We start from the raw sequence: 15,382 nt of genomic DNA on the forward strand, positions 1-15,382 counted from the left end.
GGTTCACCTGTCGGTTCGGGTCATGGTGAAACGGGCCACGAGCACGCATGCGTCGTCGCTTCCCTTGGCGTGTTCGGCCAGCAGGCTCTCGGCCAGGGTGGACACCGGCACGCCTCCGCCCGCCCGGGGCAGCACGGGAAGACCAAGGCCCTCGTCCAGGCCATCCGTCCACAACACAAGATGCTCTCCCGGACGAATCGGAAGCGTGAGCGTGTCGGGGGGCGAGTGCGACACCCCCACGATGCCAGCCCGGCCATCCAGGCGCCGGGTCTGCCAGCCGAAAATGGCGGCCCGGATGTTGCCCAGCGCGGCATAGGTCACGGTGCCGGCGGCTTCGTCCACGCGCGCCACCGCCACCGCCGCCCCCCGGGTGGGGGCAAGGGCGGTTCCCATCCCCTGGAACAGCTCGGCCAGGTCGTCGGTGGCATGGGCCTCGACATGGGCCAGGGCCGCGTTGGCCGCCACCGCCGCGTCGTGCCCGTGCCCCAGGCCATCGGCGACGACGACAAGGTCGCCCCTGGGCGTTTCCCAGAATCCCGCGTTGTCGCCACACGGTTCCGATGGCGACAGGGATACCCGAGCCATTGCGCAGTCTATCGCCATAGCCGTGTCACCACGCGGGTGCCTTTCCCGATCTCGGAAGCAATCTCGAACTCGTCCATCAGCCGGCGGCACCCTGGCAGTCCTCCCCCCAGCCCGCCGGCCGTCGAATAGCCATCGCGCAGCGCCAGGCCCAGATCGACGATGCCGGGCCCCTCGTCCTCGGCGATCACCGTGATCACGGAACGCGCCCCATCCTCGTGATGATCGACGTGAAGGGTGCCTCCCCCCTGGGCATGCATCACCAGATTGGTGCCCAGTTCACTCACGGCGGTGGCCAGGCGATAGATCTTGGTCCGGGAGAACCCCAGGGCCTGGGCAAGGCCGGCGGCAAGGCGCCGGGCCAGGGCGACGTCGTAATCATCTTGCACCCGCACCGCCACGGGAACGGCCGGGAGCGGAGGGGTCCGAAGGACGGTCACGGGTGCACGCTCCGGCGCATGACCAAGGTCACGGTGGTCAGTCCCGGCCGGGAGACAAGGGTCATGCGATCCACCAGCCGGCGCGCCCCCGACAGGCCCATGCCCAGGCTGTTGCCAGTGCTGAAGCCCGGCGTCATGGCCTGCTCGACATCGGGGATCCCGGGACCGTGGTCGGTAATGACGATGCTGATCTCGCAAAACAAGGGCGTGGTCGTGGTGGTGATCTCGCACTGTCCCCCTCCCCCATAACGCACGGCATTGCGCGCGATTTCGGAAATGGCGGTGGCGAGGCGGATCTGATCGACCATGCGAAAGCCCAGGCGACACGCCCAGTCCCGGCCGGTCTGGCGGGCCAGAACGATATCTTCCGACCGTCGCAATTCAATACCCGACGCCGGAGGCGCCTGATCACGATCGGTCATGCGCGCCGTCCCCGGCGGAGGAACTGCCCGTCTCGTTCAAACGCGCCTTCAGTTTTTCAACACCTTGTTCCAGGGTCAAGGCGGTGGTGATCTGCTCAAGGGACCGGCCCATTTCGATCAGGGTCACGGCCACCATCGGATTCATGCCGGTAATGACCACCTCGCTGCCCATCAGGCGGGCCATGGCGGCGGTTTCGGAAAGAACCCGCGCCATGTACGAATCGATGACATCGAGCGAGGTGATATCCAGGACCACCCCGATCGCCCCTGTTCGCTCCAGCTGGCCGAGCAGGGACGATTGCAGATCCTGGACAAGATCATCGGGAATATCGGCCTGGATCGAGGTGAGCAGCACGTTGCCCAGGCGCAAAATGGGAATCCGCATCACTTGGCCTCCATCAGCCCGGGGAAAGGGACGTCACCCGCCGGTCCAGGAGCCGCAGGGCCTCCGCGATGCCGGCACGCAACGATCCGCGGGTTCGCATCCCCGACAGATCGACGTCCAGCTTGACCAGCGTCTGGGCCGCGTCGGGGCTGAAGCCCGTCACGATGATCTCGGCGCCCAGCATGCGCGCGGCCGCCACCACCTTGGTCAGGTGCAAGGCCACGCGGGTGTCGATGACGGGCACTCCGGTCACGTCCAGAATGGCGAAACGCGCTTCCTCGCGGGCGATGGCGGTGAGCAGTTGTTCCATGATGTGCTGGGCGCGCCCGGTGTCGATCACGCCGACCAGGGGCATCAGCACCACATCCTCCCAGATCAGCAGCGCCGGGGTGGAAATCTCCAAGATGGCGTCGCTCTGGCGGGCGATCACGGTTTCGCGTGCCTGAAGATGGGTTTCGAACGTCAGGATGCTCAGCTCGTCGATCAGGTCGGCCAGCACGTTCACAAGTTCCGGCTCGTCGGTCAGAACCCCGCTGGCGGCGCCGCGCAAGGCCGTGACCAGACGCGCGGTGGCCGCCGGCGAGTAGCCATCGCGAGCCCGGGCCGTGCTCAGGGCCGCCATGTGCACCACCAGGGGCGAAAAGGCCGGATCCCGGATCGACGACGCCTGTGCCTGGGGCAAGGCGTTGATCAAGGCGTCGAGCAGCGGCACGGTCGCGCTCTCGGCACCGAACGCTCCATCCTCGGAATGCTGCAAATGAGACACCCAGCTGACCAGGATGGTGGCGCGGTGGGTGCGCAGCCGCTCGGACAAGGTATTCAAGACAGGAATGGGCATGGGAAAGACTCCCTCATGACGGGCCCAGGGCGGGATTTTTCGGCGCGGCTTGCTCCAGGGCCTCCAGCAGTTCGTCGCGATCGACGGGTTTCATGATCACGACCGCCGCCCCGGCCTCGCGCGCGGTGGCCAGGGAATCGTCCAGGGAACTGACGGGGGATCCGCCACTCACCGCGATGCGCCCGACCCGGGGAAACCGCGTGCGAAACGCCCGCAGCAAGGCAAAACCGTCGGTTTCAGGCATCCAGATATCGGTTACCAGGACATCGATCGGAGTCGACTGGGCGATTTTCAGGGCCTGGTCGGCCCCATCCGCCATGAAGGTGACATGCCCCGCCTTTTTCAGGATCTTGCCGATCACCAGACGCACGACCTCGACATCATCCACGACAAGGATGTTCATGGGGGGCTCCTTCCGAGCCAGACAGCTCCACCGAAGCACCTTCCGGGCCAAAAAGCTCGACGGAGGCGCCTTGCGGGCCAAACAGTTCAAGGGGAGGCGCATCGGCGTCGGCCGCGCCGCCGCCGGTCGCCGCGAGGTAATCCAGGCGCTGCGACACCATCACCGTATCGTCCAGGGCGCGCGCGAAAAGATCCTGGAAGCGCTCCAGGCGGTCCTGGGTGCGCCGGTCCCCCAGCAGCCGCGACAGGTCGTCGATGTGGCTGTCGATCAGCACCGAAAGGCGGGTCAGGAATTCCAGCTGCTGGCGGGTGATGTCCTGGAACTGCAGCGTGCCCAGCAAGGCCATCAGCCGGGGCGTGAGAGGCTCCAGGGTCCGCGCCAGAAGGACGGGATCGCCGCCGCTCTCCAGGTGGCTGCGCAGATCTTGCACCCACTGGTCGATGTCGCGCAGCCCCTCCAGCAAGACCAAGGTGGCGTCCTCGGTCTGGTGGGCGATGCGCTGGTTCTGATCGCGCAGCAACCGGGTGAAGGCCCGGTACTGGGCCAGCTCATCGGCGACCCGAAATCCCACCCGCCGCGCCAGCCCCCGCGCCTCGCGCTGCCCCGCCGCGTGGCCCAGGGCCAGCGCGCAGACAACGGCGAGGCCCGCCAGGACCGGAGCCACGGCGGGCAGGACCGCGACGGCCCAGGCCACCACGCCCCCCGCGCCCAGGACAGCCCAGAAGCCTTTCCACCCCCACCAACCGCCCCTGCCTTCTCCTGCGTTCATGATCCCATTCCCCAAGGCATTTCTGGTTCCCCCTGGGGGAGCTGGAAACGCGAACAAACACCGAAACAGGGGCGCGCCGGCCCCGGATCCGGGGCCGGTGGCCTTCACCCGTTGGGAAGAATCTGCCGGACCACGCGCAGCAGGTCGTCGGGCTGCACCGGCTTGACCAGCCAGCCGGTGGCCTTGGCGGCGCGAGCCTCCTCGCGCTTGGACTGCTGGGATTCGGTGGTGACGACCAGGATCGGCGTGAACTGGGTGCCGGGCAGGCTGCGTGCCTTGCGGATCAGGTCGATCCCGTTCATTCCCGGCATGTGAACGTCGGTGATGATCAGGCCTGGTCGCAAGCCCTTTTCCATTTGCGCGATCGCGTCCTCGCCCGAAAGCGCCTTGGCGATCGCGAAACCGGCCCGGTGCAGGATGGTTTCCATGCTCATCAGGATCGTGGCGGAATCATCGACCAGCAAGATGGTACTACTCATCAGGAAGCCCCTTGAGAAACGGACGCCGCGACCGGACGCCACACGTGCGGAAGTTCATCGGCCAAAAGGAAATAATCCATCACCCCACGCGACCGTGGGGCATGCCAGCGGGCCGGCGTGCCAACGGCGAACGCCTCGGCCAGGGCGATATCCTTGCGAATCCCCCTTAGCACGCGCCCGGCGCCGAACTGTCGTCGGACGTCCTCCAGGATCGCCCGATGGTGCGTAATACGTAGGTCTACGGTAATCGGAAGCAAGGCGGCAAGACGCAAGGATGGGTTGGTTTGGGCGGCCACGCGGAAAATAAGCCGGACGATCTGCAAGGCGCCGTCGGCGGAAAGAGCGTGGGGCAGCAGCGGCACCAGGACACCGTGCGCCGCCGCGAGCGCGTTGATCAACGCACTATCGAGCGACGGCGGCGTGTCCAGCACGATGACATCGTAGGAGGCGCGCGATTCCAAGCGCCCCAGGGCCCGGGCCAGACGGGTGGGGTCGCCGGGATCGCCCCCCTCGAACAGGGGATCGGCCGGCACGCACGCCAGCCCCTCCCACGCGGTCGGCCGGATGGCGCCGGCCAGATCGAAGGCGTCGTCGCGCAGCACATCGTGGGCGGTGGGCTCGCCCCGGGCGGCGCGCACCCCCAGCCCCAGGCCGGCGTGCCCCTGGGTATCCAGATCGATCACCAGCACCCGACGCCCCCGGGCGGCCCACTCGGCGCCCAGGTTGACCACGGTGGTGGATTTTCCGCTGCCCCCCTTGCGATTGGACACGGAAAGGATGACGGGCTCGCCCGTCATCGTTCGTCTTTCAACACAGGCACGACCCAGCGCGCCAGAAAGGGTTCGGCGGGCAGGGTCTCCACGGCGGGACGGACCGCCATCAGAACCTGAAGCACGGCGGTGTGCAGGTGGACGCACTCGGCCAGGGCAACCGGGCGGGGCGGGAGGGCCTGAAGAGCCTCCAGCAAGGGCAAGGCATCCTCGGGACCGCACCCCCCCTCGACGTGAATCAGGGTTTCGGTGGGACGCACGGGCATGTCACAGCAACTCCTTGAGGTTCAGCACCAGCAAAACGCGCCCGTCCCCCAGCAAGGCGGTCCCGGCATAGCCGTGCAGGCCAGCGAGCACGCCATCAAAGGGTTTCAGGATGATGTCCATGCCCTCGCGGAAATGATCGACGACCAGCCCGATCAGGTTCTGGCCCAGGCGCACGACCAGAACCGCCTCTTCCTCGGTTTCGTCGCCGAACCACGCCTGGGGCTCGATCCCCAGCAGGGCATCGAGGTGGAGCAAGGGGACCAGGGCACTGCGCAAGACGAAGGCTTCAGAATGCTTGATGCGCCGGATCGCGGTGCGCGGAATGCGCACGGTTTCGGCGATGTGGTCCATGGGAATGCCGAACAGCTGTCCGCCGCCGGCCTCGACCATCATGACCCGGGTCACGGCCATGCTGAGCGGCAAGGACAGGCGCACGGTGGTCCCCTGCCCCGCGACCGATGACAGGACCACCGAACCGCCAGCCTTCTCGATGGTCGTCACCACCACGTCCATGCCCACGCCGCGCCCCGACAGATCAGAAACGGCGCTGGCGGTGGAAAAGCCCGGCAGGAACACAAGATTGATCGACTCTTGCGGGCTCAGGCGCGCGGCGCGCTCGGCCGAGATCACGCCCTTGGCGATCGCCGCTTCCCGGATGCGGTCGGGGTCGATGCCTCGCCCGTCGTCGGTAATCTCGATCACCACCTGATCGCTTTCCTGGAAGGCGCGCACCAGCAGGCGGGCGAGGGCCGGCTTGCCGGCGGCCACGCGCTCGGCCGGGAGTTCCACGCCGTGATCGAGGGCGTTGCGCAGGATATGCAGCAAGGGATCGCCCAGAATCTCGATGATGTTCTTGTCGGCGGCGGTCTCCTCGCCCTCGATCACCAGGTCGGCCTGCTTGCCCAGGCGCCGCGCCACGTCGCGCACCAGGCGGGGGAAGCGCTCGAACACCTCGGAAACCGGCAGCATGCGCACGGCCATGATCGCCGATTGCATCTCCTGGGCCAGGCGATCGACGACCGCGTACAGGTCCTTGATCTCGCGCGCCATCTCGCGCGAGCCGAACACCGTTTCCGCCCGCCGGGCCAGGAACGGCAGGCTGTTCTTGGAAACCACCAGTTCCCCGATCAGGGCCATCAGGGCGTCGACGCGGCCCTGGTCCACCTTCAAGATCCGGGGCGCGCCGGGATGGGTCTCGCTGACGACACCCCCGGCCGGGGCACCCCCCGCCATTCCCCCTCCACCGGCCGCGGCCGGCCCCGGGAAGGCCGGATCGCTGGAAACCGGACCGGAGGAAGCCCCGCCCCCCCGGCCATCGGAAGATCCCGCGCCCTGGTCCGTCTCCAGCAGGGTTTCCAAAAGGCGCGCCAGGGTCTCCGGCCGTCCTCCGTCCACGGCCACCGCCTCGCGCCACGCCGCGCCATCCTGGCCGCAGGCCTCCAAGACGTTGGCAACCGTGCGCCCCACCGCGACCAGGCGCCCTTGCAAGGTGGCGCGTTCGCCCGGCTCCAGCAAGCGGCGCTGACTTTCCAGCAAGGCGCGCGCGGTCGGCGACAGCCCGCCGGGGGCGCCTCGGGAAACCAGGTCGGGGGAGGCGTCGGGGGTGTCCTTTTCCGGCCCGCGCCCCCCGGAGTCCGGCCCGGCCAGGGGCTGACCCGTGGCCAGGCAGTCGAGCACGGCCTGGATCCACCCAGGATCGGGGGCGGGATCGTCGAGAAGGGCGAGCAGGGCGCGCAGGGCCGCGCCGGCTTGCAAGGTTTCCCCGGTCAGGTCCAGGGCCAGGCGGGTGGTCGCGCGCAGATCGTCCCAGGCCCCGGTGCTTGCCTGATCGCGGGCCTGGACAAGGTAATCCTCGATCATCGGACCCATGCCGGGCTCGCCGGTCACCGCCAGCAAGGCTTCGGGAGGAACCGGGGCCAGGGCCACCTGTTCGATGACGTAGCGAAACAGCGTTTCAATATCCAGGCGGGGCGCCCCGGTCAGGGCCCGGAACACCAGCACGCAGGCGTAGGGATCCAGGCTGTCCAGGGGAGCCCAGGGCTCGGCCGGAGCCAGGGTCAGGGCCAGCAGGTCGGGCACCTGGCGAAACAGGGCCAAGGGATCCTCGCCGCTATAAAAGCAGTCCCCGGCCGGGCGATACTCCAGGGCCAGCACGGTCTGGCCCCGCCGGGCCTGGTGAAAGGCGGCCAGGCGTTCGGCCTCGGGCAGGGCCAGGACCCAGTCCAGATCCAGGGCAACCGCCGCCGGGGCGGCCGTGGCGGCATTGGCCGCTTCCTGGGGATCGGGCTCGGGCAGGACGGCGCGCAGGCGAAGGGTAAGATCGCGCGACAGGCCATCGGCGTCGGCGGGCAGGGTTCCGGTTTCGGCCAGGGCATCGACCCAGGCGCCCACCCGGTCCAGCGCATCCAAAAGCAGATCGACCAGATCCGAGGTCAGGACAACGGACCCGTCGCGTACCGCGCTCAGCACGTCCTCGCCGGCGTGGACCAGGTGCAAGAAAGCCGGGATGTCGAACAACCCCGCCGAGCCCTTCAGGGTATGAACAGCGCGAAACACCTCGTTCAGGGTGGGAGCGTTGTCGGGGGCGCGTTCCAGGGTCAGGAGACCGCTCGCGGCCAGTTGCAGAAGATCGCGGGCTTCCTCCACGAAGCGCAGGAGCAGGGGGGTTGTCATGCCGGGCCTCCCGTCATCAGGCGGGCGACCTCGGTCAGGAGATCGGGGGCCACCGGCTTGACCAGGTAGTAATTGGCGCCGGCTTCAAGGGCGCGCCGGGCGTCGGCGGGATCGGCCTCGGTGCTGATGGTGACGGCGGGCACGCCCAGGACGGCGCGGTCGCGGCGAATGGCCCGCAGCATGGTGAAGCCGTCCATCTTGGGCATGTTGATGTCGACAATCAGCAGGTCGAACGGATCGGCCAGGGCCTTTTCGTACCCTTCAACCCCGTTGGTGGCTTCCTCGACGTGGAAGCCGGCGGCTTCCAGAACCGACCGGTAGAACAGGCGCATGGTGATGCCATCGTCGATGACCAGGACCCGGCGGGCCGGTCGGGCGGCGGACGCCTCGCGGGGGGGGGCTTCGGTCATGGCGCTTTTTCCTGCGGCTTTTGGTAGACAATGGTGTCGCCAAACTTGCGGGGCACGAAAAGCGAGGTCATGCGACTCATGCTTTCGGAATGGCCAAGACAAACGTACCCACCAGGCACCAGGATCTCGTAAAGAGTTTCCACGGTTTCACGGCGCCCGACGTCATCAAAATAAATAAGAAGATTGCGACAGAAAATAACATCCACGTCACGGAAACGCTTCGCCTGCACAGGATCGACAATGTTAACCAATGAAAAATCGATCGACTGGCGAAGATCATCGCAGATCCGGTATGATCCATCCCCGAGCGAGACAAAATATTTTTCCAGGTATTGACGGGGCACCCGACTCAAGGAACGGGCACCGAAAACGCCCGCCTGGGCTTCGGCCAGGATGCGGCTGTCAATGTCGGAGGCGTGAATTTCAATGTCCCAGTGATCGGCCTGGTCCCAGCGTTCCAGGATCGACAGGGCAATGGAATAGGGCTCCTCGCCCGACGAGCACGGCACCGACCACAAGCGCAAGGGCTGCCGGGGCGAGCGCCCCCGCACCAGCTCGGGCAACATGCCTTCGACCAGGGCAACGAACTGGTAATCCTCGCGAAAAAAGTAGGTCTCGTTCACGGTCATGGTATTGACCAGGCTTTGCAGCTCCTCGCCCGAAACCTGGAAACGCACCATGGTGAAATAATCACGAAAACAGCTTGATCCCGTCTTGGTCATGCGCTCGACCAGGCGCCGTTCCACATAGTATTTTTTGTTATCCTGGAACTGAATCCCGGTTTTCCGATAAAAGAATTCGCAGAACTTCGCGTATTCCTCGTCGGTCAGCGGCGGAGGCGGGGGCGGTTGCACGGATCGGGCGGGATCAACCATGGCCTAGCGTCCCTCGATGCGCCGCACGGCGGTGTCGATGGCAAAGGTCATGAACGGCTCGTCGGGGAAACGCGCCCGCAAGGCCTGCAACGCCGGCACCGCCTCGGGACGGCCCACCTCGGCCAGGGCATCGACGGCGGCGGCGCACACGTTGACATGGGGCTCGGAGGCAATCACCTCGACCAGCCATTCGGGCGCGCTCTCGTGACACAAGGCCCCCAGGATGTTGACCGCGAACAAGCGCACGTCGCTGTCGGGATCGGCCAGCAGCGCGCGCAAGGAAGGCGCCACGGCGGCGGGCATTTCCTGCAAGGCCTCGATGGCCCCGTTGCGCAACGCCACGTCCTCGCTGCGCAGCAAGCCGGCAAGGCGGGCCGCGATTTCCGGAGATTGCAGGCGGATCAAGGTGGTGAAAAGCACCACGCGCACGCTGGGGCTTCGTTCGATCTCCACACGGTCACACAAGGCCATCGCCGCTTCCGGATGGGTGGCCAGCGCCCGCGCCGCCGACCGGCGCGTTGTCGACTCCTCGGCGTCCAGGGCCGCGAGCAGATCCTCCACCGACGGCCCGGTCTCGATCAGGGGGGGCAGACCAGACGCCGGCCCGTCGGGGGTGGGCTTCCCGTCGCCCACGGCGGGGATCCCGGGGGGATTAGCCTTGACGAGAGCCATGGCGCGTTTCCTTCCCGATCGCGAGCCAGTCGGTCAACTGCGCGGCGATGCGTCCGGCCGGCAGGATGACACTGGCTCCGCCGCGCTGCACGAGATCGCCCGGCATGCCGTAGATGACGCAGCTGGCTTCGTCCTGGGCGACGGTCCGCCCGCCCCGGCGGCGCAGTTCGGTCATGGCCGCCGCGCCATCGTTGCCCATGCCCGTGAGCAACACCCCGATCAGGTTTTCGGGGGCCACGACGTGCAGGGCACTTTCCACCAGCCGGGTCACGCTGGGGTGCCACAGGTGCGAGGCACTGGCCGGAACCGGCTGCACCACCAGCCGCCCGGCCCGCGCGCTGATCACCACGTCGGCATCGCCCTTGGCGATGTACACGCTGCCGGCCTCCAAAGGCATGAGACCGGCGGCCTCGACCACGTTCAAGGGGCAAAGCCCATCCAGGCGCCGGGCGAAAACACTCGTGAAACTCCCCGGCATGTGCTGGGCGACGACCACCGGCCAGGGGAACCCCCTCCCCAGGCCGGGGAGGATGTCCTCCAAGGTCCCGGGGCCGCCGGTCGATACCCCCACCAGCACCACGCCTTGCGCATGCGCCGCCAGGGTCGGCAAGGAGGGAGGCGCGGCCGGGGTGACGCGCGCGGCGCCCACCGCGCGCTGGGCCCGCACCCGCCCCGCGAGGCCGGTGGCGCGACGCACCCGGGCCTGGGCGGCGGCGGCCACCTTGGCGACGATCTCTTCCTCGATGCGCCCGACGTTGATCGAGATGGTGCCCTCGGGCTTGTGGATGAAATCCACGGCGCCCAGGGCCAGGGCCTCGAAGGTCACTTCGGCCCCTTTCTCGGTCAGCGACGAAACCATCACCACCGGGCGGGGATGGGTGGCCATCAGATTCGCCAGACAGGTGAGGCCATCCATCTCGGGCATGTTGACGTCGAGGGTAATCACGTCGGGATTGATTTCCTCGGCCAGGGCCAGGGCCTCGCGGCCATTGCGGGCCGCCACCACCTCGAACGTTCCGGCGGCCTCCAGAACCGCTTTCAGGTGACGGCGCATCAGGGCCGAATCATCGACGATCAGCACACGGGTCATGACGGCCGCCCCCCGCTTACACGTCGCCCACGGCGGCGAGTTCGCGCACGTCCAGCAACTGGTCCACGTCCAAAAGCAAGATCATGCGGCGCTGGTGGTCGATGTTGGCCACGCGGCGGATCAGGCGCTGCTGTTCATCGGACAACGCCGGGGCCGGGCCAATGAACGCGGCCGGCAGGCGCATGACCTCGGACACCGCATCGACAATGAACCCGGTTCGCACGCCCCGGATGGTGTAGACCATGATCCGCTGGCGATCGTTGCGGGGCATGGGCGGCAGGCCAAAGCGCCGGCGCTGATCGACCACGGGCAACACCACGCCGCGCAGGTTGACCACCCCTTCGATGAAGTCGGGAGTCTTGGGGACCCGGGTCAGTTCCTCGGGCACCCGCACGATTTCCTGCACCGACCCGATGGGCACGCCGTATTCCTCGTTCATCAGGCGAAACACGACCACCTGTTCCTCGTCGTCGTCGGCCCCGAGGCGGTCGCTCCCCTTGTCGTCGATCATGGGCTGGCCCTCCTGGGCAAGGTCCGCGGAAGGATCGGGGATGTCGCGCCCGTCGAACAGGCGGGTAGCCGACAGGATCGAAACCAGGCGCTGCCCCTGGCTCAAGCGACAGATGGCATCGATTTCGCTCAAGGAGCCGCGCTGGGCGAGCAAGGGAGGCATGGGATCGATGACCGAGCGCCCCACCCGCAGCACTTCCTTGACCGCGTCGGTCACCAGGCCCACGGCGCCGCCCCGGCTGGTGCCTTGCGACACCACCACAATCTTGGTCGCCTCGCTGAAGGCCTGGGCGGGCAGGCCGAAGAGATCGCGCAGGCTGACCAGGGGCAGCAGGCGATTGCGCAGGGTCATGACCCCCAGAACATGCGAAGGCGTGTTGGGCACCTCGGCGATCGCGGGCGGGAACTGAACGATTTCCTGCACCCGTTCAATCGGCAAGGCGTACTCCTGGCCGGCGACCACGAAACTGACCAGCTGGCTTTCGTCGTCGTTGCCATCGTCCTGCCGATGGGACTCGGTGCCATCGGTGTGCAGGCCGGAAACCGACGCGCCAAAGCCGTGCCCGCCGCCACCGCCGGCTCCGGCCAGGGCGTGACGAACGACCTTGCCCCCGTCGAAGATCATCACCATGGACTGACCGTCCCGGCCCTTGATGATCCCGGTCAACAGGTCGGTGTCGATCGACTGGCCCAGGGCGCGGGCGGGTTCGATGCGGCTGGCCTCGACGCTGACCACGTTGGCCACCTTGTCCACCACCAGGCCCACCGGCCGGCCCTGATCGAGGACCACGACGCGGGTGGCGTCGTCGTGATCGACGTCCCCCAGGCCGAACACCCGGCGCAGCCGGATGACCGGCAACACCGAGCCGCGCAAGTTGGCCAGCCCTTCCAGGGCGGCGGGGCTGAGCGGCAGACACACCATGTCGGGCAGGCGAATGATCTCCTGGACCTCGGACAGGGGCACGGCCACCATTTCGTCGGCCACGTGGAAGATCACGAACTGCCGGATTTCGTCGCTTTCTTCCTTCGTTCCGGAAGCCCCCACGCCAACACGCGCGCCCTCCGGCGGAAGCGGGCCCGCCGGTTGGGGAACACCCGGCACGGGAACCGCCTCGATCGAAGGCTCGGGCGGGCGTTCTTGCGGGTGATCGGACATTGCCGTCCTCCTTGCCCGTCGAGGGGATCGTTAAGCGTTTGCCTGCAACTCGTCGGCCAGGGAGGCAATTTCCTCGATGGCGGCGGCCAGTTCCTCGGCGCCCTTGCTCTGCTCGCGGGCGGCCAGGGAGGCCTCGGTGGTGGCGCGGGTGGTCTGCTGGGCGGCGGCGGCGATCTGCTCCACGCCGGTTTGCACTTCCTTGACCACGCGCACGATCTGGCCGGCGCTGTCTTGGATGTCCTTGCTGTTTTGCAACACGGTGACCATGTCGCGGGCCACGGTGGCCAGGTCGGCCGCGATGGCCCGGTTCTTTTCCACCTCCAGGGCGGCGGCGGCGGAAATTTCATCCATGTCGCGACGCACGGTCGCGATCTGGTCTTGGATGGACTTCACCGTGTCCTTGATGCGATCGGCGTTCTCGGCCGAATCGCGCGCAAGGTTGCGGATGTCGGTGGAAACGACGGCGAACCCCTTGCCGAACTCGCCGGCGCGGGCGGCCTCGACCGAGCCATTGACCGCCAGCATGTTGGTTTGGATTGAAACCGTGGTGATGGCATCGACGATTTTGTCAATGCGCCGGCTGATCTGTTCCAGGGCCGCGATCTGCTCGCCGCTTTCGCGCCCGGCCTCGACCGATTTTTGCACGCCAATAATCAGGTCGTTCATGGCCGCCACGTTGTTGGTGACCAGATCGTTGATCAACTGCCCTTTTTCCACGGCTTCCTGGGCGCGGGAAACGGAGGCCTGGGCCCCTTTCTCGATCTGGGCAATGGCCGCCGAGGACTGCTGAGTGGCCGCGCCTTGCTGCTGGGCGCCTTTTTGAATCTGCTCCAGGGCCTGCTGGATCTGGGTCGAGGCGCGGTTGATTTCCTCGACCGCCGACGACAGTTCCTCGGCCGCCGAAGCCACCTCCTCGCTGCTCTTGGAAATGTCGGTGGCGTTTTTCAGTTCGTCGGCCAGTTCCGAAAGGCTCTGCGCGGCCTGCTCGGACTGAGTGAGGGCGCTGGACTGCTGATCGATGGTCTTGAGCGATTCCTGGCAGGCGGCGCTTTGTTCCTCGGCGGCGGCCGCGATCACCTCCGCGCCCTTCAGGGCCTCGCGGGCCGCGCCGTCGGATTGTTCGTTGGCCTGGGCGATCACCCGCGCCCCGTCGGCGATCTGGTCGATATCGGCGAGGATCTGATCCAGCTTGGCCGTGATGTCCTTGCCCTTTTCAACCTCGCGCGTTGCCGTCGCGGCCGACAGGTTGATGCCCTCGGCGATGGCCTTCACGTCCTTCTGGATCTGGCCGACCAGGTCTTGAATCTCGCGGGCGCTTTTTTCCGAGGTCTCGGCCAGGGTGCGCACCTCGTCGGCGACCACCGCGAAACCCTTGCCATGCTGACCGGCCCGGGCCGCCTCGATCGCGGCGTTGAGCGCCAGAAGGTTCGTCTGGTCGGCGATGCGCGCCACCGCCTTGACCACCTCGGAAATGGCGGCCGCCTGACGTTCCAGTTCCTCGACCATCGCCACCGAGGCACTCTGGCGCGCGGCGGCGCGGCCGATGGCCTGGATCGAGTTGGAGATCTGCCCGGACACGGTGTTGATCAACCCGCGCAGGGTTTCGGAGCGCGTGAGCGAGGCATCGGCGTTTTCGCGCGCGCGGGCGATCAGGGTCGCGCCGTGGCTCACCGCCTTCAACGACTGCTGGGCGGCTCCCGCCGCCTCCTCGGCCCCCGAGGCGATCTGTTCCGAGGCCTTGCGCAGTTCCTCGGCCGCCGCGCCCGCCTCGGCGATGCCGCTGGCCAGTTCCGAGGTGGCGGCGGCGATGCGTTCGGCCGCCTTTTGCTGGCGCGCGTAGGTCCGCGCCTTGCGCTTTTGGGCCTCGGCAAGAAGGCGGCTGCCGCCCTGGGCCGTTTCCACGGGATCGGGGCCGATGCGGGAAGAGGCGGTTTGTCCGACCTGGGTCTTCTTGACGAGTGCCATGGCGCGTTCCTTGGTCCCATGAAGGAAAACGACTGACCGTCTCACGCCGCCCCCCAGCATGAAGGGGAAGCGTCGCGGCAACGCAGCTCCAATCCCGCGAGGGGCACCGGAGGGGCGGATGGCCTTTCATATGGGAGTGATTTGGATGTAGACCACCCCTGCCCCAAAACACCAAGGCGGAATCAGATTGTTTCTAGAGTGTCCCATGTCGTCCACCACAGGTCAAGGGAACACCCCCGGTTCAATCGGGCTAAGTACTTTTCCGCTTTGCACATTATTGCAAGACGGGCCACGGCCTCCTTCGGGGCCCGGCCTTGGCGCCCCTGCATAGCCTTTCAAACATAACCCCGCTTTCGCAAGGCGCCTTGATGAACACACCAGGAGGAGAAAAACGACCGTGCCACAAAACCGCAGGCGCATGAAAGGGGTGGGTCCGGGCTCTGCTTTTGGCACCAGGGGATACATGTCAAGGGATATGCATGCACAACCCCTCTCCATGAAACAAGGGGGATCCGCCGGTCGGGGCCGGCACCCCCTGGTTCCAGCGCCGCTTCCCCCTGAGCGAGACTCGAAAGGTGGGAACCACTTTTCGGATAAATCGAACGTAAAAGCAATAAATCAGAACACCGCGCCCGGATGCGGATTAGCCTTCGGGGCGCGCCTAGGGTAATCCGAG

General features: G+C 67.1%; 17 protein-coding genes. All 17 read right to left on the reverse strand.

What is annotated here, in order from left to right; translation table 11 throughout:
- Positions 1 to 3: 3 nt before the first annotated feature.
- Entirely contained in the window at positions 4 to 585 is a 582-nt protein-coding gene (locus ROR02_RS07310; RefSeq protein WP_170245013.1) for a SpoIIE family protein phosphatase, read from the reverse strand.
- 8 nt (positions 586 to 593) lie between these two features.
- Positions 594 to 1,022 carry an ATP-binding protein gene (locus ROR02_RS07315; RefSeq protein WP_246135447.1) on the reverse strand — a complete coding sequence of 143 codons (429 nt, stop codon included), beginning with the start codon at positions 1,020 to 1,022 and terminating at the stop codon, positions 594 to 596.
- Complete coding sequence (locus ROR02_RS07320; protein ID WP_147163367.1) at positions 1,019 to 1,444, reverse strand: ATP-binding protein; 426 nt, start codon at positions 1,442 to 1,444, stop codon at positions 1,019 to 1,021. Before ROR02_RS07320 ends, ROR02_RS07315 begins: the two co-directional genes overlap by 4 nt.
- Positions 1,431 to 1,829 carry an STAS domain-containing protein gene (locus ROR02_RS07325; RefSeq protein WP_147163368.1) on the reverse strand — a complete coding sequence of 133 codons (399 nt, stop codon included), beginning with the start codon at positions 1,827 to 1,829 and terminating at the stop codon, positions 1,431 to 1,433. Before ROR02_RS07325 ends, ROR02_RS07320 begins: the two co-directional genes overlap by 14 nt.
- 13 nt (positions 1,830 to 1,842) lie before the next feature.
- Positions 1,843 to 2,667, reverse strand: a complete 825-nt coding sequence (locus tag ROR02_RS07330; protein ID WP_147163369.1) for an STAS domain-containing protein — start codon at positions 2,665 to 2,667, stop codon at positions 1,843 to 1,845.
- A gap of 13 nt (positions 2,668 to 2,680) precedes the next feature.
- Positions 2,681 to 3,070 carry a response regulator gene (locus ROR02_RS07335; RefSeq protein ID WP_147163370.1) on the reverse strand — a complete coding sequence of 130 codons (390 nt, stop codon included), beginning with the start codon at positions 3,068 to 3,070 and terminating at the stop codon, positions 2,681 to 2,683.
- Positions 3,048 to 3,839, reverse strand: coding sequence for a hypothetical protein (locus ROR02_RS07340; protein WP_147163371.1), 792 nt, complete (start codon positions 3,837 to 3,839; stop codon positions 3,048 to 3,050). The genes ROR02_RS07335 and ROR02_RS07340 overlap by 23 nt, the downstream gene beginning before the upstream one ends.
- A gap of 104 nt (positions 3,840 to 3,943) precedes the next feature.
- On the reverse strand, positions 3,944 to 4,318 hold the full coding sequence (locus ROR02_RS07345) for a response regulator (RefSeq protein WP_147163372.1): 375 nt from the start codon (positions 4,316 to 4,318) through the stop codon (positions 3,944 to 3,946).
- Complete coding sequence (locus ROR02_RS07350; RefSeq protein ID WP_147163373.1) at positions 4,318 to 5,115, reverse strand: ParA family protein; 798 nt, start codon at positions 5,113 to 5,115, stop codon at positions 4,318 to 4,320. Before ROR02_RS07350 ends, ROR02_RS07345 begins: the two co-directional genes overlap by 1 nt.
- Positions 5,112 to 5,354 (reverse strand): hypothetical protein, encoded by a 243-nt coding sequence (locus tag ROR02_RS07355; RefSeq protein WP_147163374.1) that lies wholly within the window; start codon positions 5,352 to 5,354, stop codon positions 5,112 to 5,114. The genes ROR02_RS07350 and ROR02_RS07355 overlap by 4 nt, the downstream gene beginning before the upstream one ends.
- Position 5,355: 1 nt before the next feature.
- Complete coding sequence (locus ROR02_RS07360; RefSeq protein WP_147163375.1) at positions 5,356 to 8,028, reverse strand: chemotaxis protein CheA; 2,673 nt, start codon at positions 8,026 to 8,028, stop codon at positions 5,356 to 5,358.
- Entirely contained in the window at positions 8,025 to 8,438 is a 414-nt protein-coding gene (locus ROR02_RS07365) for a response regulator (protein ID WP_147163376.1), read from the reverse strand. Before ROR02_RS07365 ends, ROR02_RS07360 begins: the two co-directional genes overlap by 4 nt.
- A complete protein-coding gene (locus ROR02_RS07370) occupies positions 8,435 to 9,313 on the reverse strand; it encodes a CheR family methyltransferase (RefSeq protein WP_147163377.1) in 879 nt (292 codons plus the stop codon). The genes ROR02_RS07365 and ROR02_RS07370 overlap by 4 nt, the downstream gene beginning before the upstream one ends.
- Before the next feature lie 3 nt (positions 9,314 to 9,316).
- Positions 9,317 to 9,985 carry a HEAT repeat domain-containing protein gene (locus ROR02_RS07375; protein ID WP_147163378.1) on the reverse strand — a complete coding sequence of 223 codons (669 nt, stop codon included), beginning with the start codon at positions 9,983 to 9,985 and terminating at the stop codon, positions 9,317 to 9,319.
- Positions 9,966 to 11,075, reverse strand: coding sequence for a chemotaxis-specific protein-glutamate methyltransferase CheB (gene cheB / locus ROR02_RS07380; RefSeq protein WP_147163379.1), 1,110 nt, complete (start codon positions 11,073 to 11,075; stop codon positions 9,966 to 9,968). Before cheB ends, ROR02_RS07375 begins: the two co-directional genes overlap by 20 nt.
- 16 nt (positions 11,076 to 11,091) lie before the next feature.
- Positions 11,092 to 12,741, reverse strand: a complete 1,650-nt coding sequence (locus ROR02_RS07385) for a chemotaxis protein CheW (RefSeq protein WP_147163380.1) — start codon at positions 12,739 to 12,741, stop codon at positions 11,092 to 11,094.
- Between the two features lie 30 nt (positions 12,742 to 12,771).
- Positions 12,772 to 14,706 carry a methyl-accepting chemotaxis protein gene (locus tag ROR02_RS07390; RefSeq protein WP_147163381.1) on the reverse strand — a complete coding sequence of 645 codons (1,935 nt, stop codon included), beginning with the start codon at positions 14,704 to 14,706 and terminating at the stop codon, positions 12,772 to 12,774.
- Between the last annotated feature and the right edge of the window lie 676 nt (positions 14,707 to 15,382).

The organism is Pararhodospirillum oryzae (genome assembly GCF_007992075.1).
GTDB classification, from domain to species: domain Bacteria; phylum Pseudomonadota; class Alphaproteobacteria; order Rhodospirillales; family Rhodospirillaceae; genus Pararhodospirillum; species Pararhodospirillum oryzae.